General features: G+C 71.4%; 22 protein-coding genes and 1 tRNA gene. 17 read left to right on the plus strand and 6 right to left on the minus strand.

All coding sequences use genetic code 11. The features are described from left to right. Positions 1-49 precede the first annotated feature (49 nt). Complete coding sequence (locus AC1DP1_RS16375; protein ID WP_477507719.1) at positions 50-1,693, plus strand: DUF3352 domain-containing protein; 1,644 nt, start codon at positions 50-52, stop codon at positions 1,691-1,693. Between the two features lie 6 nt (positions 1,694-1,699). Here AC1DP1_RS16375 and ybaK read toward each other — a convergent pair whose 3' ends face one another. Both ybaK and AC1DP1_RS16385 read right to left on the minus strand, forming a co-directional pair. Beyond that, a complete protein-coding gene (gene ybaK, locus AC1DP1_RS16380; RefSeq protein ID WP_477507720.1) occupies positions 1,700-2,191 on the minus strand; it encodes a Cys-tRNA(Pro) deacylase in 492 nt (163 codons plus the stop codon). Positions 2,192-2,207: 16 nt separating this feature from the next. Further along, positions 2,208-2,873 carry an LON peptidase substrate-binding domain-containing protein gene (locus AC1DP1_RS16385; RefSeq protein WP_477507721.1) on the minus strand — a complete coding sequence of 222 codons (666 nt, stop codon included), beginning with the start codon at positions 2,871-2,873 and terminating at the stop codon, positions 2,208-2,210. An 83-nt stretch (positions 2,874-2,956) separates the two neighbouring features. Here AC1DP1_RS16385 and hisD point away from each other — a divergent pair, with 83 nt between their 5' ends. Genes hisD through hisH form a run of 4 tightly spaced genes read left to right on the plus strand, consistent with a single transcriptional unit; the run spans position 2,957 to position 6,646 of the window. After that, on the plus strand, positions 2,957-4,273 hold the full coding sequence (gene hisD, locus AC1DP1_RS16390; protein ID WP_477507779.1) for a histidinol dehydrogenase: 1,317 nt from the start codon (positions 2,957-2,959) through the stop codon (positions 4,271-4,273). Between the two features lie 5 nt (positions 4,274-4,278). Next, positions 4,279-5,397, plus strand: coding sequence for a histidinol-phosphate transaminase (locus AC1DP1_RS16395; protein WP_477507780.1), 1,119 nt, complete (start codon positions 4,279-4,281; stop codon positions 5,395-5,397). Then, the gene (hisB, locus tag AC1DP1_RS16400) at positions 5,394-6,002 is read left to right on the plus strand and encodes an imidazoleglycerol-phosphate dehydratase HisB (RefSeq protein ID WP_300045284.1); all 609 of its coding nucleotides are present in this window, start codon (positions 5,394-5,396) and stop codon (positions 6,000-6,002) included. The genes AC1DP1_RS16395 and hisB overlap by 4 nt, the downstream gene beginning before the upstream one ends. Next, positions 5,999-6,646, plus strand: a complete 648-nt coding sequence (hisH, locus tag AC1DP1_RS16405; RefSeq protein ID WP_477507722.1) for an imidazole glycerol phosphate synthase subunit HisH — start codon at positions 5,999-6,001, stop codon at positions 6,644-6,646. Before hisB ends, hisH begins: the two co-directional genes overlap by 4 nt. A gap of 16 nt (positions 6,647-6,662) precedes the next feature. Here the strand turns inward: hisH and AC1DP1_RS16410 are convergent, their stop codons facing one another. Continuing rightward, the gene (locus tag AC1DP1_RS16410; RefSeq protein ID WP_477507723.1) at positions 6,663-7,319 is read right to left on the minus strand and encodes a hypothetical protein; all 657 of its coding nucleotides are present in this window, start codon (positions 7,317-7,319) and stop codon (positions 6,663-6,665) included. 157 nt (positions 7,320-7,476) lie between these two features. Here AC1DP1_RS16410 and AC1DP1_RS16415 point away from each other — a divergent pair, with 157 nt between their 5' ends. After that, complete coding sequence (locus tag AC1DP1_RS16415) at positions 7,477-8,109, plus strand: hemerythrin domain-containing protein (RefSeq protein WP_457185528.1); 633 nt, start codon at positions 7,477-7,479, stop codon at positions 8,107-8,109. A 120-nt stretch (positions 8,110-8,229) separates the two neighbouring features. Beyond that, complete coding sequence (locus tag AC1DP1_RS16420) at positions 8,230-9,945, plus strand: alkaline phosphatase family protein (RefSeq protein WP_477507724.1); 1,716 nt, start codon at positions 8,230-8,232, stop codon at positions 9,943-9,945. Here AC1DP1_RS16420 and AC1DP1_RS16425 read toward each other — a convergent pair. Further along, positions 9,942-10,430 carry a hypothetical protein gene (locus tag AC1DP1_RS16425; protein ID WP_477507725.1) on the minus strand — a complete coding sequence of 163 codons (489 nt, stop codon included), beginning with the start codon at positions 10,428-10,430 and terminating at the stop codon, positions 9,942-9,944. The two genes, AC1DP1_RS16420 and AC1DP1_RS16425, sit on opposite strands and share 4 nt — an antisense overlap. 97 nt (positions 10,431-10,527) lie before the next feature. Between AC1DP1_RS16425 and priA the strand changes: the two genes are divergently transcribed. The 8 genes from priA to AC1DP1_RS16465 all read left to right on the plus strand — a co-directional run bounded on the left by priA (position 10,528) and on the right by AC1DP1_RS16465 (position 18,948). Further along, on the plus strand, positions 10,528-11,277 hold the full coding sequence (gene priA, locus AC1DP1_RS16430; protein ID WP_457185534.1) for a bifunctional 1-(5-phosphoribosyl)-5-((5-phosphoribosylamino)methylideneamino)imidazole-4-carboxamide isomerase/phosphoribosylanthranilate isomerase PriA: 750 nt from the start codon (positions 10,528-10,530) through the stop codon (positions 11,275-11,277). A 2-nt stretch (positions 11,278-11,279) separates the two neighbouring features. Continuing rightward, on the plus strand, positions 11,280-11,732 hold the full coding sequence (locus AC1DP1_RS16435) for an NUDIX domain-containing protein (protein ID WP_477507781.1): 453 nt from the start codon (positions 11,280-11,282) through the stop codon (positions 11,730-11,732). Beyond that, positions 11,729-12,490 (plus strand): imidazole glycerol phosphate synthase subunit HisF, encoded by a 762-nt coding sequence (gene hisF / locus AC1DP1_RS16440; protein WP_191196935.1) that lies wholly within the window; start codon positions 11,729-11,731, stop codon positions 12,488-12,490. The genes AC1DP1_RS16435 and hisF overlap by 4 nt, the downstream gene beginning before the upstream one ends. A 27-nt stretch (positions 12,491-12,517) precedes the next feature. Then, the gene (locus AC1DP1_RS16445) at positions 12,518-13,435 is read left to right on the plus strand and encodes an ABC transporter substrate-binding protein (protein ID WP_477507726.1); all 918 of its coding nucleotides are present in this window, start codon (positions 12,518-12,520) and stop codon (positions 13,433-13,435) included. A gap of 10 nt (positions 13,436-13,445) precedes the next feature. Next, positions 13,446-14,309, plus strand: a complete 864-nt coding sequence (locus tag AC1DP1_RS16450; RefSeq protein ID WP_477507727.1) for an amino acid ABC transporter permease — start codon at positions 13,446-13,448, stop codon at positions 14,307-14,309. Positions 14,310-14,373: 64 nt separating this feature from the next. After that, positions 14,374-15,111 (plus strand): amino acid ABC transporter ATP-binding protein, encoded by a 738-nt coding sequence (locus AC1DP1_RS16455; protein ID WP_477507728.1) that lies wholly within the window; start codon positions 14,374-14,376, stop codon positions 15,109-15,111. Between the two features lie 119 nt (positions 15,112-15,230). Beyond that, positions 15,231-17,069, plus strand: a complete 1,839-nt coding sequence (locus AC1DP1_RS16460; RefSeq protein WP_477507729.1) for an ABC transporter ATP-binding protein — start codon at positions 15,231-15,233, stop codon at positions 17,067-17,069. Positions 17,070-17,139: 70 nt separating this feature from the next. Further along, positions 17,140-18,948 carry an ABC transporter ATP-binding protein gene (locus tag AC1DP1_RS16465; RefSeq protein ID WP_477507730.1) on the plus strand — a complete coding sequence of 603 codons (1,809 nt, stop codon included), beginning with the start codon at positions 17,140-17,142 and terminating at the stop codon, positions 18,946-18,948. A gap of 21 nt (positions 18,949-18,969) precedes the next feature. On the opposite strand, the gene AC1DP1_RS16470 is transcribed toward AC1DP1_RS16465, so the two are convergent. Then, positions 18,970-19,404, minus strand: a complete 435-nt coding sequence (locus AC1DP1_RS16470) for an SsgA family sporulation/cell division regulator (RefSeq protein WP_477507731.1) — start codon at positions 19,402-19,404, stop codon at positions 18,970-18,972. A gap of 209 nt (positions 19,405-19,613) precedes the next feature. Here AC1DP1_RS16470 and AC1DP1_RS16475 point away from each other — a divergent pair, with 209 nt between their 5' ends. Continuing rightward, positions 19,614-20,117, plus strand: a complete 504-nt coding sequence (locus AC1DP1_RS16475; RefSeq protein WP_457185549.1) for a PGPGW domain-containing protein — start codon at positions 19,614-19,616, stop codon at positions 20,115-20,117. Between the two features lie 49 nt (positions 20,118-20,166). Next, a tRNA-Val gene (locus tag AC1DP1_RS16480) sits at positions 20,167-20,241 on the plus strand. A 183-nt stretch (positions 20,242-20,424) separates the two neighbouring features. Here AC1DP1_RS16480 and AC1DP1_RS16485 read toward each other — a convergent pair. Continuing rightward, entirely contained in the window at positions 20,425-21,765 is a 1,341-nt protein-coding gene (locus AC1DP1_RS16485) for an LssY C-terminal domain-containing protein (RefSeq protein WP_477507732.1), read from the minus strand. Positions 21,766-21,783: the final 18 nt, after the last annotated feature.

The raw sequence follows: 21,783 nt of genomic DNA on the forward strand, positions 1-21,783 counted from the left end.
GGGCAGTCCCGACGCCGTCGGGACCCGTGCAACGGGGGAGCAGAGCGAGATGAGCATGACACCGGGCGGCCCGGCCGACGGGCCTGAGTACCTCGACGGATCGGGGCCGGCGCAGACGGCCGACAACGACAACAAGAAGCGGATGATCGCGGTGGGCGCGATCGTCGCCGGCGGTGCGGTCGTCGCGGGTGGCGCCTGGGCGGCCACCAGCTTCTTCGCCACGGGCGCGCAGCCGGCGGAGGCGCTGCCCGCCTCGACGGTCGCCTACTTCAGCGTCGACCTCGACCCGAGCGGCGGCCAGAAGATCGAGGCCATCAAGACGTTGCGCAAGTTCCCCGGGTTCACCGACGAGGTAGACCTGCAGACCGACGACGACCTGCGCGAGCGGTTCTTCGAGGAGGTCACCTCCTCCGGCGAGTGCGAAGGCCTCGACTACGACGCCGACGTCAAGCCGTGGCTGGGCTCGCGCGCGGCGATGGCCGTGGTCGACCTGGGCGAGGACGAGCCGACCCCGGTCGGGGTCGTGCAGACCACCGACTCCGGCAAGGCCGAGGACGGGCTGTCCGCGCTGGTCGACGCGTGCGGGGGCGGCGAGGCCGCTGGTGGCGACGTCGGTGGCTGGGTGGTCGACGGCGACTGGATCGTCGTGGCGGAGACCCCGGAGATCGCCCAGAAGGTCGTCGACGCGGCCGACGGCTCGACGCTCGCGGGTGACGTCTCCTTCGAGGAGTGGACCGGCGAGGCAGGCGACGACGGCTTCATGTCGATGTACGTCGGCAAGGGCGTCACCAAGTACCTCGACGAGCTCGGCGGCATGGGCGGCATGGGGATGATGGGCATGCCCGGTGCGGCGATGGGCGAGGACGGCACGACGTCGGACTCCGAGGAGGTCCCCGAGGAGCTCCAGCAGATGATCGACGACTTCGACGGCATGGCAGCGACCGTCCGGTTCGACGACGGCGCGGTCGAGGTCGAGTACGCCATGTCCAACTACCAGCCCGACATGACCAAGTTCATCGACAGCCAGAACGGCGCCGACATGGTCGCCGGCCTGCCGGACGACACCGTCGCGGCCTTCGGCATGTCCCTCGAGGAGGGCTGGGCCGGCGCGATGCTCGACTACGTCAAGAGCAACCTGCCCGACGAGAGCGCGACGATCGACGAGCAGCTCGCGCAGTTCGAGTCCGAGACAGGCCTGGCCTTCCCGGAGGACGTCGAGACCCTCCTCGGCGAGGGCGTCACCGTCTCGCTGGGCAGTGGGCTCGACCCCGACGCCGTGGCCAACGGCGGCCCGGGTGAGGTCCCGGTGGGCATCCGGATCGACGGCGACGCCGACGAGATCCAGGCCGTGCTCGACAAGATCGCCGCGCAGGCGGGGCCCGAGCTGGCCGAGTTCATGCAGGTGACCGAGGGCGACGGCTACGCCGTCCTGGCGCTGCAGGACGGCTACCGCGGCGAGCTCGAGGGTGGCGGCAGCCTCGGCGACAGCGCCGCCTACTCGGAGGTCGTGGAGTCCGACGAGGCCCAGTCGCTGCTCTTCGTCAACTTCAACGCCGACGACGACTGGCTGGTCCGCCTGACCGGCGACTCGCCCGAGGTCAGCAAGAACCTCGAGCCGCTGTCGGCGTTCGGGGTCAGCGGCTGGGTCGACGACGACGTGGTCCACGGGCTCCTGAAGGTCACGACCGACTGACAGGCCTCAGCGGCCGATGGTGGCGGTCACCGCTCCGGTGATCGCCACCAGGTCCGCCGGCGCGAGCTCGAGGTCGAAGCCGCGCCGGCCACCCGAGACCAGGATCGTGTCGTGCTCGAGCGCCGAGGCGTCGAGCACCGTGGGGTGCCGTCGCTTCTGCCCGACCGGCGAGATGCCGCCGGCGACGTAGCCGGTGGCGCGCTCGGCGGCCGCGACCTCCGCCATCACCGCCTTGCTGCCCCCGAGGGCGCGCGCCAGCGCCTTGAGGTCGAGCTGGCCCGTGACTGGGACGATCCCGACGACGAGCGAGCCGTCCAGCGACGCCAGCAGCGTCTTGAAGACCCGGGCGGGGTCGGCGTCGAGCGCCTCGGCCGCCTCGAGCCCGTACGAGGCCGCCCGCGGATCGTGCTCGTAGGCCCGGGCCTCGAACGCGATGCCCGCGGCCGACAGCGCGACCGTGGCCGGCGTACCCCCGGCGCCGCGCGCCTTCTTCGCCATCTGCGGGCCCCGCGGGTCAGTTGGGGGACCAGGCGGTGCGGGCCACCTGGGTGGCCGGCAACGACGGGATGACGTTGATCGCCCGGAGCTCCTCGGTCAGCATCCGGGTCACCAGCGTGAGCCGCTCGGTGGCGTTCTCCGCCTCCAGCAGCGACTGCCGCTCCGCCATGGGCAGCGGGGCGAGGGCGGACAGCGTCCACGCGAGGTAGTCGGGGTCGCGGGGCAGCGTCCCGCTGTAGGGGTCGCCCTGCAGCTCGGTCATCGCCACGCGGAACGCGGTGAAGGTGGCGCGGGCCCGCTCGAGCACCTCGGCCGGTACGTCGACCTCCGGCTCGGGGAGCACGACGGCCAGGCCGTGCGGGTAGTCGCTGCCCCGCTGCATCTCCTCGAGGACCAGGCGCTCGCGGGCGACGGCGACGATGTCGAAGGTCCCGTCGTCACGCCGGTCGACCTCGGTCAGCTGCAGGACGCAGCCGACGCGGTAGACCGACTGGGCGCCGTGGTCGCCGACCTCGTAGCCCTCGCGGATCGCGACCGTGCCGAAGACCCGTCGGGCGGGGTCCTCCTCCTCGAGGAGGTGGCGCACCAGCATCCGGTAGCGGTCCTCGAAGACGTGGAGCGGCACGCTCATGCCCGGGAACACCACGGTGCTCAGCGGGAACATCGGCAGTGGGTCGCTCACACCACGACACTAACGGCCGGTGTCCACCCGACGCCCGCGACTTCGGCTCGACCCGCGGGGGAACCTAGAATCGGCGCATGTCCCTGATCCGGCGCATCGACCTGAGGGGCGCCGACGCGGCGTCCGTCGACTACCGCGCGAGCGTGCCCCGCGCCGAGTTCGACGTCGAGGCCGCCACGCATCAGGTGCAGCCGATCCTGGACGCGGTCCGGGCGCGCGGCGTGGAGGCGATCACGGAGTTCTCCGCCCGCTTCGACGGCGTGGAGGGCGACGACATCGCCGTGCCGCGCGCGGCCCTGACGACCGCGCTCGAGGGTCTGGACCCAGCGGTGCGGGCCGGTCTCGAGGAGTCGATCCGTCGGCTCCGCGCCACCTGTGCGGCCGAGCTCGAGCGCGACGTCACCAGCGAGGTCGCCCCCGGGGCGACCGTCACGCACCGCAAGGTGCCGATCGACCGCGTCGGCCTCTACGTCCCCGGTGGTCTCGCCCCGCTGGTGAGCAGCGTCGTGATGAACGTCGTTCCCGCGCAGGTCGCCGGGGTGCGCTCGATCGCGCTCGCGAGCCCGCCGCAGAAGAACCGCGACGGCCTTCCGGAGCCGACGATCCTCGCTGCCTGTGAGCTCCTCGGCGTCGAGGAGGTCTACGCAGTCGGTGGCGCGCAGGCGATCGCCATGTTCGCCTACGGCGCCGGCCCCTGCGAGCGCGTCGACCTCGTCACCGGTCCCGGCAACATCTACGTCGCAGCCGCCAAGCGGCTGCTGCGGGGCGTCGTCGGCATCGACTCCGAGGCCGGGCCGACCGAGATCGCCATCCTGGCCGACGACAGCGCGGACGCCGCGTTCGTCGCGGCCGACATGGTCAGCCAGGCCGAGCACGACCCGATGGCGGCGTCCGTGCTGGTCACCGACTCGCTCGAGCTCGCCGACGCGGTCGAGGCCGAGCTCGACAAGCAGGTCTTCGCCACCCGTCACACCGATCGCATCCGCACCGCGCTGGGCGGGCGGCAGTCCGGCATCGTGCTGGTCGACGACATGGACCAGGGCGTCGACGTCGTCGACGCCTACGCCGCCGAGCACCTCGAGGTGGTCACCCGCGACGCCACCGCCCACGCGGCGCGCGTGCGCAACGCCGGCGCGATCTTCGTCGGCCCGTGGTCGCCGGTGTCGCTGGGCGACTACTGCGCAGGCTCCAACCACGTGCTGCCGACGGCCGGCTGCGCCTGCCACTCCAGCGGTCTCTCCGTGCGGGCCTTCACGAAGTCGGTGCACGTCATCGACTACTCGCGCGAGGCGCTCGCCGAGGTCGCCGACCACGTCGTGACGCTGGCCGGGGCGGAGGACCTGCCGGGCCACGGCCAGGCGGTCAGCGTCCGGTTCGACAGCGACCGGTCGCAGCGGTGAGCGGGCTGTTCCCACCGCTGCGCGAGGAGCTGCGGGGGATCGAGCCCTACGGTGCGCCCCAGCTGTCGCTGGAGCAGGCGCCCGTGCAGCTCAACGTCAACGAGAACCCCTACGGTCCCTCGCCCGAGGTCGCGGCCGACATCGCCCGTGCCGTCGGTGCGGCAGCGGTGTCGCTCAACCGCTACCCCGACCGCGAGTTCGTCGAGCTCCGCTCCGCCCTGGCGGCGTACCTCGACACGTCCGGCGGTTCGGGCATCACCCCCGAGATGGTGTGGGCGGCCAACGGGTCCAACGAGGTGATGCTGCAGCTGCTGCAGGCCTTCGGTGGTCCGGGGCGCGTCGCGCTGTCGTTCGCGCCGACGTACTCGATGTATCCCGAGTACGCCCGCGACACGATGACCGAGTGGATGGCCGGCCACCGGGCCGAGGACTTCTCGCTCGACCTCGACGCCGCGCGTCGGCTGGTGGAGGAGCGTCGCCCGTCGGTCGTGCTCCTGCCCAGCCCCAACAACCCGACCGGGACGGCGCTGCCGCCCGAGGCGGTGACGATGCTGTGCGAGGCGGCCGCGTCCTACGAGCCCGGCGGCATCGTGGTCGTCGACGAGGCCTACGGCGAGTTCCGCCGCGCCGGCACCCCGAGCGCGCTCGAGCTGCTGCCGCGGCACCGCAACCTCGTCGTCACGCGCACCATGAGCAAGGCGTTCGCCCTGGCCGGCGCCCGGCTGGGCTACCTCGCCGCAGATCCCTCGATCTGCGACGCGATCCGGGTCGTACGGCTGCCCTACCACCTCTCGGCCGTCACCCAGGCGACCGCGCTGGCGGCGCTGCGCCACGCCCCCGAGCTGCTCGGCAAGGTCGACGACCTCCGCGCCGAGCGCGACGCGACCGTGGCCTGGCTGCGCGAGCAGGGGCTCGAGGTGGCCGACTCCGACGCCAACTTCGCGCTGTTCGGCAGGTTCGCCGACCGGCACGCCGTCTGGCAGGGTCTGGTCGACCGGGGCGTGCTGATCCGCGAGACCGGCCCCGACGGCTGGCTGCGCGTGTCGATCGGCACGGCCGACGAGATGGCAGCCTTCAAGAAGGCCCTGCTGGACACAATCGAGACAACGAAGGAGCCGGCATGAGCCGCACCGCGAAGATCGAGCGCACCACCAAGGAGTCCGGCGTCCTCGTCGAGGTCGACCTCGACGGCACCGGCCGCTCCGACGTGTCGACCGGCGTGGGGTTCTACGACCACATGCTCGACGCCTTCGCTCGCCACTCCCTGGTCGACCTCGTCGTCCAGACCAGCGGCGACACCCACATCGACGCCCACCACTCGGTCGAGGACACCGCGATCGTGCTCGGCCAGGCGCTCCGCGAGGCCCTCGGCGACAAGGCCGGCATCCGGCGTTTCGGCGACGCCACCGTGCCGCTCGACGAAGCGCTCGTCCAGGCCGTCGTGGACGTCTCGGGCCGTCCCTACTGCGTGCACACCGGTGAGCCGGAGGGCCAGGAGTACGTCGCCATCGGCGGCACCGGCGCCACCTACATGGGCTCCCTGACCCGCCACGTCTTCGAGACGATCTCCTTCCACGCCCACCTCGCGCTGCACGTGCGGGTGCTCGGCGGCCGCGACCCGCACCACGTGGTCGAGGCGCAGTTCAAGGCCTTCGCCCGCGCATTCCGCGACGCCGTGGCGATCGACCCCCGCGAGACCGGCGTGCCGTCCACGAAGGGCAGCCTGTGACGGCTCCCGACGTCGTCGTCCTCGACTACGGGTCGGGCAACCTCCGCTCGGTCGTGCGCGCCGTCGAGCGCGCCGGCGCCACGGTCACCCTCACCGGTGACTTCGACACCGCGCTCGCCGCTGACGGCCTCGTGGTACCCGGCGTCGGTGCCTACGCCGCGTGCATGGCCGGCCTGCGCGAGATCAAGGGCGAGCGGATCATCGGCCGGCGGCTGGCGGGCGGGCGCCCGGTTCTCGGCATCTGTGTCGGCATGCAGATCCTGTTCGCGGGCGGTGTCGAGCACGGCGTCGAGACCGAGGGCTGCGAGGAGTGGCCCGGTCTCGTGACCCGGATCGAGGCCGACGTGGTGCCGCACATGGGCTGGAACACGGTCGAGGCCCCCGAGGGCACGCGGCTGTTCGCCGGCGTCGAGGACGAGCGGTTCTACTTCGTGCACTCCTACGCGGCGCGCTCCTGGGACCTCGTCACGAACGACCGCACGGCGGCCCCGCTGGTGACCTGGGCCGAGCACGGGGGAGACCGCTTCGTGGCCGCCGTCGAGAACGGCCCGCTCACCGCGACGCAGTTCCATCCGGAGAAGTCCGGGGACGCCGGTGCCGCGCTGCTCGCCAACTGGGTGGCGTCGCTMCGGGTGTCGGTCTAGGCCGACCCGAGACGGGTCAGCGGCTGCGCCGCACCCGCGGTGAGAGAGGCGCGTCGGCGAGATCGGTCTCGGTTCCCCCTCCGGTCAGTCCCCACGCGTCGCCGCGGAACCGGGCGCCGACTGAGCGCTGGTCGACGACTCCCGCCCGAATCCAGCGCGGATCGCCGATGCAGTCGCGAGGGACCGTCACGGCGATGACGTCACGTTCCAGCAGCACCTGCGACTCGACGTCGCACCCGCGGCCCGCCTGGATCACCGAGTAGCTACCGCACGCGTCCACCTCCTCGGGCTCGGTCGGGGCGCTCCAGAGCTCCGCGACCGGACTGCGGCCACGCTCGTGGAGGGCAACCTCGAAGTCGCGACCGTCCGTCGCGAGGGTGAAGCTGACGAAGCGGTCTGCGAACCCGGTGAGGTCGCGGTAGTGCGCCCGCAGGACGACGTCGTCGCGTCCGTGCACCACCGACAGGCCGACGAGGTCGGTGGCGGTGTCCTGGGCCTGGGTCGTCACCTCCCAGGTCCCGCACGGGGGAGGCTCAGGCGTGAAGGTGAACTGGGTGACGTCGCGCGCGGCGTCGCGGCCCCACCACCGGTCGGCGTGCGCGGCTGTCGTCGACAGGCCCAGGAGGGCAGCGGCGAGCGTCGCCGAGGTGAGTGCGCGCTGGAGCGATCGCATGGTGGGTCCCCGTCGTCAGGCGACCCTGACGGGTCGACATGTGGTCGACCGTATTCTGGACCGTCCGGCCGTCGACTGCAGCCCAGCCACGCGCGGCCCGCGACTTACCCCGAAATCGGGTCGCAGTGGGCCGCGTCGCCTCGTTAGCGTCGCGGACATGACGGGGACCATGAGCATGAACCAGATCATCCACGCGGCCGTGCGCCGCGACGTGACCCGGACCGAGCAGGCACTGCGCACGCTGCCCGACGGCGACACGGCGCGAGCCCGCGAGATCCGGACGGCCTGGCGCAACCTGGTCCGGGAGCTCACCCACCACCACGAGGCCGAGGACGAGCACGTGTGGCCGTTCCTCCAGTCGCGCGGCGTCGACCGCACGCTCCTCGAGCAGATGGAGTCCGAGCACGTGGCGATGAAGCAGGCGCTGACGTCGGTCTCGACCAGCCTCGACGCCGTCGTCGGCGCACCGTCGGCGATCAACGCCGCGGCCGCGGCCGACGAGGTCGCGCGAGCCCGCGAGGTGATCAACGGCCACCTCGACCACGAGGAACGCGACGTGGAGGGCCCGATGGGCGCGTTGCACGACGACGAGGAGTTCAAGGCACTGGCCAAGAAGCTGCGCCCGGCCAGCCCCGTCGACGCGGCGAACTCCCTGGCCTGGATGCAGGACGGCGCGGGGGAGCGGGAGCGGTCGGCGCTGCGTGCGAACATCCCGGGGCCTGTCATCACGATCCTCACCCTGCTCGTCGCGCGTCGCTACCGACGCGAGGTCGCGCCCGTCTGGCGCTGATCCGCCGGGGCTCGGCGGAGGCGCGGACCTACCCATCCCGGGGGATTGCCGGGGGTTCGGGCCGGGTCTACGTTCGGCTCACGGACCGCGGCAGCGCCGCCGCGCCGGGAGGGAGTCGTCATGGCTCAGCACCGTGCCCGCCTGCTCGCCGTCGTTGCCGCCTCGGCGGTCGCGCTCACCGTCGTCGGGACCCAGTCGGGTGCCCAGGCCGGGGGTCGTGGGGGGCACGGGACGAGGCCGCCCGACCGGCCGACGAAGGTCGTCGTCATCGTCGTCGACGCGCTCAGCAAGGAGATCGTCGACACGTACGGCATGGGCAACGTGCAGGCGCTGATGAAGGACGGTGTCGACACGCCCAAGGGCTACCTCGGCCACACGGGGTCGGTCACGGTCGTCACCCACAACGTGGTCACGACGGGTGCCTCGCCCAAGCACATGGGCTGGACCAACGAGGGCTACCGCGACGTGGCCGGCCTGCTCGGCGCCCCCGGCGGCCTCTACATCACCAGCAACTTCGGGCGCGACCAGATGGCACCGCTCCAGCAGGCGGCCGGCTACCCGCACCTGTCCGACTACCTGGACGACACCGGCAAGGTGTTCACCGTCAGCCCCAAGGGGTACGCCGCATGGGGCCTCAGCGGTCCCGGGTCGGCGAACACCTCGACGATCACGTTCGGCAGCAAGACGTGCCCCGTCCCGGGGAGCAACCCTCCGGTGACCACCCGCCACCGCGCGCCGACGGGCTGGAACGTGCCGGCGTACTTCTCGGCGGACTGCGGCTCACGGTGGGTGGTGGCCCGCGACACGGGGTACGACACCCTCCAGTACCCGGCGCAGCTCTACCCCGCAACCGACAACCGCTACGTGGTCGGCCACGACCCGGCACACCAGGGCGGGGACATCTGGGCCACCGATGCCGTCCTCGAGATCATGGGGCAGGAGGGCGACGGCTGGAGCGGCATCTTCGTCAGCCTCCCCGGCGTCGACAAGGCCGCGCACATGTGGGGAGGCGTCAACGACCCGGAGGGCGCGACGCCGGGTTACGACCCGATGACGCACATGGAGTACGCCACCGAGACCGCGGACGCCCAGGTCGGCCGGATCATGCAGGCGCTCGAGGACAGTGGCCAGCTCGACGACACGCTCGTCGTCCTCACCGCCGACCACGGCTCCGTCGCGGCTGACGAGGGCCACTTCCACGGCGACTTCGAGCCGGTGAACGACTACGGCTACTTCAACTGGTACTACGGCTCGCCGGCCAACGACGTGCCGTACCTGAGCCCGCAGGAGGCGCTGCAACCGCTCATCGACGGCACCGACGACGGCACCGGGAAGACCAACGTCGGCTTCTCCTACAGCGACTCCTCGCTCAACGTGTGGCTGAAGGACCAGTCCCCGGAGAAGGTCGCCGAGGCGGCGGCCATCATGGAGGGCCTGGCCGACGTGACCGCGGTCTGGCGCCGCGACGGCGACCACTTCGACCGGGTGACCCCGGTGCGCTGGGACCGGATGCACGGCGCCGAGAAGCGGTGGTTCGCCACGAAGGCGCAGGAGCTCGTCGACACCCAGGCCGCCGACTACGGTCCCGACCTGATCGCGACGCTGCCCGACAACACGACGTACTCCGTCCTCGGCGACCACGGCGGCATCCAGCGCACGTCGCAGCAGGTCCCGATCGTCTTCGCCGGCGCCAACACGTCGCACAAGGACCTGCGTGCCGAGGTGAGGTCGGTCGACATCATGCCGACGATCCTGCGGGCCCTGGGGATCGCGCCGACCCGCCCGACGGACGGCATCGCCTACGAGCTGCCGACCCTGAAGCGCGGCCGACACTAGACCTCGGCCAGCTCCTTCAGGGTGAGCAGCTGCTTGCGCGCCATCACCAGGTCGCCGACCGAGAGAGCCGGCGCCAGCCACCTGCTGGTGCGAGCCACCACCTTGAGCACGAGGCGTACGTCGCTCTCCCGCGGCAGGACGGCGTACGACATGTGGGCGCCCATGATCGTCGCCGTCAGCTCGTGGCCAGGTTCGACCGCCACCACCCGCCCCTGGTCACGGCCGAGGGCGCGGGTGAACGGGTCGCCGACCCGCGGTTCAGGCAGGTCGCGGAGGTCGCGCGGTGAGCGCCGCCCGAGGTTGTCGACGAGGTCGTAGGAGTAGGGCGCCAGGCGCACCTGCCGGATGCAGGCCCACACGGTGGCGGCCTCGGCATGGACGGTGACGCCGCGCCACGCCTGCAGCGTCGGCGCGGTGACGAAGGCGTCGCACCCGTAGGCACGGCGCACCTCGGCGTCGCTGACGCCCCACCGGTCGCCGATCACGGCCCCACGCTAGCTCTGGTCCAGTCCGCGGTGGCTCCGCGTCTCGCCGGGCCCCCACCCGGTGGGGACGGGGAGCGGTCGCTCCTAGGATCGACCCATGCCCAGCACCCCCGAGCAGCCCTACCTCGAGCTCCTTCCTGCCGTGGACATCAAGGGCGGCCAGGCCGTCCAGCTGGTGCAGGGGGTGGACGGGTCCGAGAAGCGGTTCGGTGACCCCATCGAGGCGGCGCTGCGCTGGCAGGACGCCGGGGCTGAGTGGATCCACCTCGTCGACCTCGACGCCGCCTTCGGCCACGGGCACAACCGGGAGCTCCAGGCCCGGATCGTCGGCACCCTCGACATCCAGGTCGAGATGAGCGGCGGCATCCGCGACGACGAGTCGCTGGAGGCAGCGATGGCAGCCGGGTGCCGGCGGGTCAACATCGGCACCGCCGCGCTCGAGCAGCCCGAGTGGTGCGCCCGAGCCATCGCGACGTACGGCGACCGGGTCGCGGTCGGGCTCGACGTGCGCGGCACGACGCTGGCCGCGCGCGGCTGGACCCGCGACGGCGGCGACCTCTACGAGACCCTCGCCCGCCTCGACTCCGAGGGGTGCGCCCGCTACGTCGTCACCGACGTCAACAAGGACGGCATGTTGCAGGGGCCCAACCTCCAGCTCCTCCGCGACGTCTGCGCCGCCACCGACAAGCCCGTCGTGGCCAGCGGCGGCGTCACCACCCTCGACGACATCCGCGCGCTCATGACCCTCGTCGAGGAGGGCGTGGAGGGCGCCATCGCCGGCACCGCGCTCTACGAGGGCCGCTTCAGCCTCGAGGACGCCCTGGCGCTGACGAAGCCGGTGCCGTGAGCATGGAGTTCACCGACTACCACACGCGGCTGGCTGCCTACGTGCTCCTCGTCGACGAGGTCGACGGCCAGGAGTGCGTGCTGCTCGCGTGGTGGAACGGCGAGGGGCACAGCGACCCGGCCTGGTCCCTTCCCGGCGGCGGGATCGAGTTCGACGAGTCGATCCGTGACGGGCTGGTGCGGGAGGTCTTCGAGGAGACCGGTCACCACGTCGAGCCCGGTGCGCTCCTCGCCGAGGACTTCTTCACCGGAGAGGGCCGCACCTTCGACGGGTTGTTCCGCTCGCAGCGGTTCGTCTTCGAGGCGACGATCACCGGCGGCGAGCTCGGCACGACCGAGGTCGACGGGTCGACCGACCACGCAGCCTGGGTGCCGCTCGCCGAGCTGGACGCCCAGTCCCGCGTGGGAATCGTCGACGTCGCCCTGTCAGCCCGCGCGCGCAAGGAGCAGGCATGAGCCTCGCGATCCGCGTCATCCCGTGCCTCGACGTCGACGGCGGGCGGGTGGTGAAGGGCGTCAACTTCACCGAGCTGCGTGACGCCGGCGACCCCGTCGAGCTCGCCAGGCTGTACGACGCCGAGGGCGCCGACGAGCTGACCTTCCTCGACATCTCCGCCTCCCACCAGGGCCGTGCCACCACGATGGAGGTGGTCAGCCGCTGCGCCGAGGAGGTCTTCATCCCGCTCACCGTGGGCGGCGGCGTCGGCAGCGTCCAGGACGTCGACCGGCTCCTGCGCGCAGGTGCCGACAAGGTGGCGGTCAACACCGCCGCGATCCACCGGCCCGAGCTGGTCGCGGAGATCGCCGACCGTTTCGGCAACCAGGTGCTCGTGCTGAGCGTGGACGCGCGACGCGCAGCGGGCACGCAGAGCGGGTTCGAGGTCACCACGCACGGCGGTCGGAAGAGTGCCGGGCTCGACGCGATCGAGTGGGCCGTGCGTGCCGCCGAGCTCGGTGCGGGCGAGATCCTGCTCAACGCGATGGACGCCGACGGCACGACCGACGGCTTCGACCTCGAGCTCATCCGCGCCGTACGACGCGAGGTGGGCATCCCGGTCATCGCCAGCGGGGGAGCGGGTGCGGTCGAGCACTTCCCGCCCGCCGTCGAGGCCGGCGCCGACGCGGTGCTGGCAGCCACGGTCTTCCACTTCGGGACGCTGACCATCGCAGAGGTCAAGACCGGTCTGTCCACAGCGGGCCATCCGGTCCGCTGACGGCGGGCGCAGTCGTAGGATTCGGCCATGCTGAAGACCTCCCGGCGCGCAGCCAGGCGCCACCTCGCCGTCGTCACGCTCGCGTCCGCTGCGATCGCGCTCTCCGCGTGCGCCCCGACCGACGAGGCCGACAGCGGCAGCGACGCCGGCTCGGACAGCTCGGAGAGCTCGGCGTCCGAGACGGCTGCCGCCGACGAGTGCACGCCCGACGCGATGGAGACCGTCGCCGACGGCACCCTGACCATCGCCACCGACACCCCCGCCTACGAGCCGTGGTTCGTCGACAACGACCCGACCAACGGTGAGGGCTACGAGTCCGCGGTGGCCTACGCCATCGCCGAACAGCTCGGCTACACCCAGGACCAGGTCGCCTGGGTGAAGGTCCCGTTCAACAAGGTGGTCCAGCCCGGCCCCAAGGACTTCGACCTCGACGTCAACCAGGTGTCCATCACCGAGGCCCGCCGCAAGGCCGTCGACTTCTCCTCCGGCTACTACGACGTCGTGCAGACGGTCATCACCAACAAGGGCAGCGCTATCGACGGCATCACCAGCCTCGCCGACCTCGCCGACGCCAAGCTCGGCGCCCAGGTCGGCACGACCAGCTACACCGCGATCACCGACCAGATCCAGCCCTCGCAGGACCCCGCCGTCTTCGACACCAACGACCAGGCGGTCCAGGCGCTCAAGAACGGCCAGATCGACGGCATCGTCGTCGATCTCCCCACCGCCTACTTCATGACCGCCGTGCAGCTCGACGACGGCGTCATCGTCGGCCAGCTCCCGCTCCCGGACGGCGAGCCGGAGCAGTTCGGCGCGGTCCTGGCCAAGGACAGCCCGCTGACCGACTGCGTCTCGTCGGCCGTCGACACGCTGCGCGAGGACGGCGTCCTCGACCAGATCGGCCAGGAGTGGCTGGCCCAGCAGGGCGCTCCCGAGCTGTCCTGAAGGCGACCCCATGACTGACCAGGTGGACACCGCCTGGGAGCCCTCCGAGGTCCAGCGCGAGCGCGACGAGTGGCGGCGCCGGCGCACGATCCGCAGCGCTGTCATCGCGTCGGGCAGCACGGTGCTGCTGCTCGGGGTCGCCGGCGGCCTGGTGGTCAGCTCGCCGGGCTGGGAGCGCGTCCAGGAGACCTACTTCGACTGGGACAAGGCCGTCTCGTCGTTCCCGGCAGTGCTCGAGGGCCTCTGGCTCAACATCCGGGTGATGGCGCTCTGCGCCGTCCTCATCGTCGCGTTGAGCCTGACGATCGCGGTGATGCGCACCATCCGCGGTCCCGTCGCCTTCCCGCTGCGCCTGGTCGGGACGGCGTACGTCGACGTCTTCCGCGGCCTGCCGCTGCTGCTGGTGATCTTCCTGCTCGGCTTCGGCGGCCCCGCGCTCAGCCTGTCCGGGCTGCCCACCTCGGCCCTCTTCTGGGGATGTACGGCCCTGGTGCTGTCCTACTCGGCCTACGTCGCCGAGGTGTTCCGGGCCGGCATCGAGTCGGTCCACCCGAGCCAGCGCCTCGCCGGGCGGTCCCTCGGCCTGACCTACGGGCAGACGCTGCGCCGCGTCGTGCTGCCCCAGGCCTGGCGCCGGGTCATCCCGCCGCTGATGAACGACCTGGTCTCGCTCCAGAAGGACTCCGGCCTGATCGCCGTGCTCGGCGTGGTGGATGCGATCCGCGCGGCCCAGATCGAGACGGCCATCGACTTCAACTACACGCCCTACGTCGTCGCCGGCGTGCTGTTCTGTTGCCTCACCATCCCGATGGCGAGGCTCACCGACCGCTACGCCCGCAAGAAGGGCTACCACGGCGCAGGAGGCCACCTGTGAGAACACCCCACGACGTTCTTCTCCTCCGCTTCGCTCCTCCGAACAACGCCGCGGGGACCCCGTGATGACCGAGCTGCTGCGCCTCGACGGCGTCCGCAAGTCCTTCGGCGACCACGTCGTGCTCCGCGAGGTCGACCTGACCATCGAGCCCGGCGAGTGCGTCGTGCTGATCGGCGCGTCGGGATCCGGCAAGTCGACGCTGCTGCGGTGCGTGAACCTCCTCGAGGTCGTCGACGACGGGGTGATCTCCTTCGAGGGCCGCGACATCACCGACCCGCGCGTGGACGGCGACGAGGTGCGCTCGCGCATGGGGATGGTCTTCCAGGCCTACAACCTCTTCCCGCACCTCGACGTGATGGGCAACGTCACCCTGGCCCTGCGCCTCGTGCACGGGGTCGGCGCCGAGGAGGCGCGGTCCCGCGGGATGGCGATGCTGGAGCGGGTAGGCCTCGCCGCCAAGGCAGAGGCGCGCCCCGACGACCTGTCCGGCGGGCAGCAGCAGCGGGTGGCGATCGCGCGGGCGCTGGTGGCCAACCCGCGGCTGATGCTGCTTGACGAGGTGACGAGCGCGCTCGACCCGGAGCTCGTCGGTGAGGTGCTCGACCTGCTGACCGAGCTCAAGGCCGAGGGCGTGACCATGCTGCTCAACACCCACGAGATGGGCTTCGCCCGCGACGTGGCCGACGAGGTCTGCTTCCTGCACGACGGGCGCATCCACGAGCGGGGGAGGCCCGAGCAGGTGATCGGCGACCCGCAGGAGGACCGCACGCGCGCCTTCCTCTCGCGGATCCGCGCCTCCTGATCGAGACGCTTTTCGATTCGCGGAGTGTCGGTGCCGAGGAATAGCCTTGCCCGGTTGGTTGGTTGCGCTCGGCAACTGACCAGCGGAGACACCGGACGACGAGGAGGCGGGCGACACCTGTGGGCGACGACGCGGAGCTGCGGGGCACCACCACTCTCGACGGCTTCCGGGTCCTGTGGGTCGGCATCAAGCGCGAGCCGATCGTCTTCACGGTCGCGACGCTGGGTGCCGTGCTCTTCGGTGTGCTCACCGTGGCCGACGCGTGGGTGCTCGGCTGGGCCACCCAGCACGTCCTGATCCCGGCGTTCGACACCGGCGAGATCGGCACCGACATGCTGGTCATGGTGGTCGCCCTCTTCATGGGCGTCGCGATCCTGCGCGCTGTCGGCATCGTCGCCCGGCGCCTCGGCGGCGGCATCATGTACTACCGGATGCAGTCCCACACGCGCCGCGGCGTGACTCGTCAGTACCTGTCCCTGCCGATGGAGTGGCACCAGCGCCACCCGACCGGCCAGCTGCTCTCCAACGCCTACTCCGACGTCGAGGCGGCGTGGTCACCGATCATGCCCCTGCCGATGGCGCTCGGCACCGTCGTGATGATGGTCATCGCGGTCGTGCAGATGTTCATCGCCGACGTCGTGCTGGCCGTCGTGGGCCTGCTCGTCTTCCCCGCCGTCGTCGCGGCCAACCTGCTCTACCAGCACTACTCCTCGCCGCTGATGACCCGCGCCCAGGGCCTCCGGGCCGAGGTGAGCGAGATCGCCCACGAGTCCTTCGACGGCGCGATGGTGGTCAAGACGCTGGGGCGCGAGGTCGAGGAGACCGACCGGTTCCGCGCCAAGGCCCACGAGCTGCGCGACGTCAACGTGCGCGCCGGCCGGATCCGGGCGGTGTTCGACCCGACCCTGGCCAGCCTGCCCAGCCTCGGCGTCCTCGTCGTCCTGGCGGTCGGCGTCGCCCGCGTCGCCAGTGGCGCGACCGAGGCCGGCGACGTGGTGACCGTCGCCTACCTGCTGACCATCGTCTCCTTCCCGATCCGGGCGATCGGGTGGCTGCTCGGCGAGTTCCCGCGCTCGGTCGTGGGCTACCGCCGTGCCAAGGCGGTCCTCGACGCGACCGGCAACATGTCCTACGGCGACGACGAGCTGCCGGTGCTCACGTCGGGCGCCCTCCTCGAGGTCCAGGACCTCCACTACTCCTACGACGCCGACGCGCCGCTGCTGCGCGGCGTCGACTTCGACGTACGCCCCGGGCGCACCGTCGCGCTGGTCGGCGCGACTGCCTCCGGCAAGAGCACGCTGACCAGCCTGATGACCCGGTTGGTCGACCCCGACGCGGGCCGGATCCGCATCGACGGTCACGACCTCAAGGGCCTCCGCAAGGGCGCGCTGCCCCGCGACGTGGCGCTCGTGCCCCAGACGGCCTTCATGTTCGACGACACCGTCCGGGGCAACGTCACGCTCGGCGCCGACGTCCCCGACGCCGACGTGTGGGCCGCGCTGCGCACCGCCCAGGCCGACGGCTTCGTCGCCGCCCTGCCCGACGGCATCGACACCAAGCTGGGCGAGCGCGGCACCTCGCTCTCCGGTGGCCAGCGCCAGCGGCTCTCGCTCGCTCGTGCCCTCGTACGCCGTCCGCGGCTGCTGATCCTCGACGACGCCACCTCCGCGGTCGACCCGGAGGTCGAGGCGCGCATCCTCGCCTCGCTGCGCGACGACCGGGACGAGGACGGGGGAGACTCGGCCGCCTCGCTCGTCGTGGTGGCCTACCGCAAGGCGACGATCTCGCTGGCCGACGAGGTCCTGCACCTCGAGGACGGCCGGATCGTCGGCCGGGGCACCCACGCCGAGCTGCTCGCCACCAGCCCGGCCTACTCCCAGCTGGTCAACGCCTACGAGACCGACGCCGCGCTCGATGCCGACGCGGGATCCGCCACCGACGGAGGGAGCCGATCATGAACCCACCCCACGACCTTCTCGCCCTCCTCCGCCTCGCTCCTTCGTCCGACAACGCCGTGGGGACCCCGGAATGAGCGCTGTCGCACCCACCTCCGGGACCCGGATGGACACCGGCGAGGACATCGGCGCCATGGCGACCCTCCGCCTCGGCATGAAGTACTCACCCGAGCTGCGCGAGGGCCTCGGGCTCACGCTGTTCTTCGCCGTGATCGCCTCGTGCGGCCAGATCGTCGTACCGATCACGGTCCAGCAGACGCTCGACCGCGGGCTCAACGGCCCCGGCGGTCCCCGCCTCGACTACGTCGTCTGGATGGGGGTGCTCGCCGCCTTCGCGATCGCCGTGACGAGCTGGGCGTCCTACCTGATGACCAGCCGGCTCTTCACCACCTCCGAGCGCGGGCTCGCGACGCTGCGCACGAAGGCGTTCCGCCACGTGCACGACCTCCCGCTGCTCACCCAGAACACCGAGCGCCGCGGCGCACTGGTCTCCCGCGTGACCAGCGACGTCGACCAGGTCAGCCAGTTCCTCGTCTTCGGCGGCCTGATCTTCGTCGTCAGCATCGGGCAGATGCTGGTCGCGACCGTGCTGATGGTCGTCTACAGCTGGCAGCTCGCGCTGGTGGTCTGGCTGTCGTTCGCGCCGCTGTTCCTCTCGATCCGCTGGTTCCAGAAGAAGCTGTCGGCCGCCTACACCGTCGTACGCCACCAGGTCGGCGTGCTGCTCGGCGCCATCTCCGAGCCGGTGGTCGGTGCCGCCGTGGTCCGCTCCTACGGCGTCGAGGACCGCACCCAGGCGCGCATCGACACCGCCATCCAGGACTGGCAGGACGCCTACACCCACGCGCAGACCTACACCGTCACGTCGTTCTCCCTCGGCGGCCTCTCGGCCGGCCTGGCCAACGCCGGCGTGATCGTGATCGGCGTGCTCCTCGGCTTCACCGGTGACATGACGCCCGGCCGGGTCCTCGCCTTCGCGTTCCTGGTCACCCTGTTCGTCGGGCCGGTGCAGATGGGCACCCAGATCCTCACCGACGCGCAGAACGCCATCGCCAGCTGGCGCCGCGTCCTCGGCATCCTCGAGACGCCTGCCGACCTCATCGACCCGGGGGCCGACGGCGAGGTCCTCCCGCGGGGTCCGATCGACGTCCGCTTCGCCGACGTCAGCTTCGCCTACCCCGGCGGGCCGCCGGTCCTCCGCGAGGTCGACCTGGCCATCGACGCGGGCACCCGGGTGGCGATCGTGGGGGAGACCGGCTCGGGCAAGTCCACCTTCGCCAAGCTGCTCACCCGCCTGATGGACCCGACCGACGGCGCCGTGCTGCTCGACGGTGTCGACGTACGCCGCATCGAGGCGCGGTCCCTGCGGCGCAGCGTCGTGCTCGTGCCGCAGGAGGGCTTCCTCTTCGACGACTCGATCGCGGCCAACGTGCGCTACGGCAGGCTCGACGCGACCGAGGACGACATCCGCGCCTCGGCGGTCGAGCTCGGCATCGACGACTGGCTGCGCGGCCTCCCGCGCGGGCTCCACACCCAGGTGGGCCAGCGCGGCGAGTCGCTGTCGGCCGGCGAGCGGCAGCTCGTCGCGCTCCTGCGCGCGCACCTCGCCGACCCCGACCTCCTGGTCCTCGACGAGGCCACCAGCGCCGTCGACCCGGCGCTGGAGATGCAGATCGGCCGCGCCCTCGAGCGGCTGATGCAGTCACGGACGTCGGTCACCATCGCGCACCGGCTGTCCACGGCCGAGAGCGCCGACGAGGTGATCGTGGTCGACAAGGGCCGCGTGGTGCAGCGTGGGCCGCACCGTGAGCTCGTCGCGCAGGCCGGCAGCGTCTACGCAGGCCTCCACGCGAGCTGGGTCGCGCAGCACTCGCGGGTGTAGCCCCGCGAGGCCGAGGCTGGCTCAGGAAGCGAGCAGCTGGCTGATGAGCATGTCCGCGTCGAAGACGTCGGACTCGGTGCCGGGGGAGACCACCGCGACGGTGCGCGCGATGAAGTCGACGACGTCCGCGGCGCGAGCCAGCAGCACCAGGTGGCCGTCGGGGGAGCTGAGCTCGATGGAGACCATGGCGCGGCCGCTGAGGCCGATCGCGGGTGAGACGTGCACGTCGCCGTCGCCGGCCGGAGCCTCCGTACCACGGATCAGCAGGTCGCGACCGAAGGTCCACACGAGGTTGCCGTCAGAGGTGACGAACGTCATCGCGACCGCGAACGGGTCGGAGGCGGCGTAGCTGAGCACGGTGTCGATCTCGTGGCGGATGCCGCGGTCGTCCATGCACTCGACGGTGATGTCCAACGCGACGTCGGACAGGGTGTGCCCGCTACCGGACAGGTTCATCGAGAGCTCCTTGTGATCGCCCGAAGTGAGGGTTTCTCCGAGGTTGCGTGCTCATGAGACGGCATGCCCCGACCCTCGTGATGCAAAACGGCAAAAGATGACCCGGGCTGGTCCAGACCGGATCTTGATGTTGGCTCATGGCGAACTTGACGGTAACCCGGCCTTTCGGCTGCTGCGAAACCTCTGGTCCCCCCGGGTAGGTTCTTCCCATGACGGGGGCAGCCAAGCGCATCGTGCTCGAGGTCCTGGGGTGGACCCTGCTGGTGCTGGGTGTGGCGGCGATCTTCCTGCCGGGCCCGGGACTGCTCGGCATCTTCGCCGGCCTCGCACTCCTCTCCCAGCAGTACGACTGGGCGGAGCGGCGGGTCGAGCCGGTCCGGCTGCGGGCGATGCTCGGCGCCGCGGAGAGCGTCGAGACCTGGCCCCGCATCGTCGCCTCCTGCCTCGGGGCGATCGTCCTGGCGGCGTGCGGTGTGCTCTGGATCATGAAGCCGCCGTCCCCGGACTGGTGGCCGCTGGCCGACACGTGGTGGCTGCCCGGTGGGGTCTGGACCGGCGTCACCCAGGTGGCGTCCGCCCTCATCGCGGTCGGCCTGATCATCTACAGCTACCGGCGCTTCCACGGCCACCCCGAGAAGGCCGACGAGCTGCGCAGCGACATCAAGGCCCGCGGTCGCAAGGCTGAGGACCGCACCGTCGGCGCCGACAGCTGACCCGGATTCCGGCCCGGGCCGCACGATGGGATACGGTTCTGCCGAGCTTGGGCGATTGGCGCAGTGGTAGCGCGCTTCGTTCACACCGAAGAGGTCACTGGTTCGAACCCAGTATCGCCCACCAAGTCCGCAACAGCCCCTGACCTGCGAGAAGAGCAGGTGCGGGGGCTGTCGGCATTCGGTCGCGCGGCCGCCGTGGCTCCATGGGACACCAGCGGCACGGCCCACCGACGGACGTCTCATGGTCGGTACAACGACGGACGGTCACCCGAGGTGACGCACCACGACCGAACCGCCTTCGGTCGGCTCAGGGCCGCCGATCGAGCCTCACCCAGCGGCGGGCTCCGTCCGAGCTCACGGCGATGAGGATCAGGACCGTGATCGCGGTGCTCATCAGGACGGAGAAGTGGACCTCGTCGGCCGCGCCGAGGTCGACCAGCTGGGTGACGGCCTCCACGGTGCACACGACCATGAGGGCGAACCGGGCCCAGGCATGGTGAGCGAGCATGAACGCCCACAGCCCGACGAGGCACAGCGCGCTGATCCCCATCACGGCGATCTCGAAGGTCGAGGCGGCGGCTGGGGCGCTGTCGCCACGGACGACGGCGGCGAACACGGCCGTCAGGGTCACCGCGGACTTGCCCACGCTCAACGCGGCCGCGGCCAGGAGGGTCGGTGGCGGTACGCGGTGGGACACCGCGCGCGACAACGCGTCGTCTGCCGGCTCCAGCCGGTCCGGCACCGGCGCCTGGAGGGTGGTCAGGTCCAGGATCGGCAGGCTGCCGTCGGTGCGTACGACGTCGCCTCCACCGTTGCGGGTGGTGAAGGCGCTGGAGTAGTCCTTGATGACGCGCAGGGAGACGTCCGGGGCCGCGTAGCGGACCGTGTCGATGACGTAGTCGCGCTCGATGTCGATGTCGGCGTCCACCCGGTGCGTCACCTGGAGGGTGAAGAGGGAGATGCCGACCGCCCTGTCGTACGTCGCTGCGGCCAGCCACTGCACCTCGAACCCACCGGGCAGCTTCCAGCCGTCGGGGACCGGCCAGAAACGCACGTGGTGGCGTTGTGACGGATTGCCGTCGACCTCCTGCTGGTAGGCGAACGCCTGCCGTTGCCCGAAGAGGAACAGCGACGAGACGGGGGCTTCCGGATACGGGCGGCGCAGCACCGACGAGACCACGATCCGCCAGGAGGAGCGGATCGTGAGCTCGTCGGCACGGGTCCAGCCGGCGCGGAGCATGGCGGCGTGGATGTCCGCCTCGGTGCCGTCGAGAGCCAGGTTGATCGGGTCACCGAGCACACCGATGTCGGTGAGGGACCGCCCGATGAAGTAGTCGGGGACGTAGACCTTCGAGAGCACCTCCTGGAGGCGGGGGAGCCCCACGTAGGCCAGCAGCACCCAGAACAGGAACACCGAGCCGATGACGTACCAGCCGTCGTCGACACCGACGGTGACCACGATCCACCCCAGCCACATGACGAGCACCGTGCCGATCACGAAGAACGCGCCGTCGACGATCTGCTGGACGGGCCACAGCGGTGTGCCGGAGACGTCGTCCGGTGCGAGCTCGAACGTGGGAGGCGAGGTCGGGGGCGGTGTGTCCACGGCATCGCCGCGGCGCCAGTCCTCGGCGGGTTCTATCCCCATGCGTGACCATCCTCGCTT

The organism is Nocardioides sp. P4_G10 (assembly GCF_056401175.1).